The organism is Mesorhizobium sp. M0437, assembly GCF_040321335.1.
Lineage (GTDB): Bacteria > Pseudomonadota > Alphaproteobacteria > Rhizobiales > Rhizobiaceae > Mesorhizobium.
The window spans coordinates 1-1,336 of the sequence record NZ_JAMYRK010000207.1 but is presented as its reverse complement, the minus strand read 5'-3'; the positions used below and the strand labels follow the sequence as shown (position 1 = coordinate 1,336).

1 pseudogene is annotated in these 1,336 nt (G+C 55.9%); it reads left to right on the top strand.

The features are described 5' to 3' along the window. Nucleotides 1–394, top strand: a pseudogene (locus NKI72_RS35000) (MBL fold metallo-hydrolase); the annotation flags it as partial. Between the last annotated feature and the right edge of the window lie 942 nt (nucleotides 395–1,336).

Here is a 1,336-nt window from a genome sequence, read left to right as displayed (position 1 = left end):
CGACACACTTTTCATGCCCGATAGCGGCTCCGCCCGTGCAGATTTTCCAGGTGGCAGCGCAGCTGACCTATGGAAGTCGATCCAGGACATTTTGAGCCTACCCGATCCGACGCGCCTCTTCACCGGGCATGACTACAGGCCGGGAGGGCGCCAGGCTCTGTGGGAGAGTTCGGTAGCGGAGCAGAAAGAGAAAAACCCGCATGTCGCCGGTCATTCTCGGAGTACGTTCATCAGGCTTCGGGAGGCCCGAGACAGGACATTGCCAATGCCAAAACTCATATTGCATGCCCTGCAGGTCAATATCCGCGGAGGGGAACTGCCTCAGGTCGAGGAAAATGGCCGGCGTTATCTGAGGATACCGCTCGACGCGCTGCCAGCATCGGTCTGGGGTTAGTGACGAATCGGATGGCTCTCTCCAGCAGTTCCTGCCCGCGATCGGTTTCAGGATCACTGATCGGGTGTACGCTCGGTCCGATTGGCGGAGGCGGGTCGATCCTCGCTACGCCCTATCGATGTACGTCGTCGGAATGAGCATCCTCGGATGCGCTCTCGGAGGTGATCGCGGCAAGCAATTGCGGTGGCGCGTCTGCAACACTATTATCGATCATGTTCTGAGGAGGTATCTCGGATGTGGAATAGGATCGCCAAGCTTCGGTTATCGAGCCGCACCTGGGAGGCAATTCTTCTGGGGATGAAAAGCTTGAGGCGAACCCCAAATAGCCGATGTATGTACTGGTGATTTGACGCGATTCCATAGACAGCATCGTTGGCGCCACGAGATTTTCGCGTACAGCTTCGGGATTGCGCCCGGCCGCGGGCCATCACGCACCACATCACGGCACGTCGTTCAGATTTGTGTAGTGCTTCAGTTTAACGAAATCGAAGTTCCATAAGATAGATTACGCGACTTTCATCAGACGAAGTTGACATTTCTAAGTATCCCACGTATGCCTGACACTCGCTGCAAGTCTTCTGGTTGTCGAGAGGCAAGCAGATCAGTTCTACATCAGTAACTCCTACTCGACGTTCCGTTTCAGAAGATCATTTTTACTTAAGATCGTCTCATCGTCTAATGAAACCGGACGGGATGACCCACTTTTTCTGGAACGCCCGGGGGTCGGCGTCCCAGGTCAGACCATCGGCTTCGCTCGCCTGCTCTCTCGGCGCACTCACTTGTGCGGCATGCAATAGACGCCCTCAGATTCCATGAGTACCGCGCCGCCCTTCAACTCACTCAGTGCGCCGACCCACGCTTTCGAATAAGTGCGGCTGGCATCCACGGCCGTCAGCCAAAGACGCGATTGTCGGCCAGTTCGACTTTAGCTTCCTGCTGCAA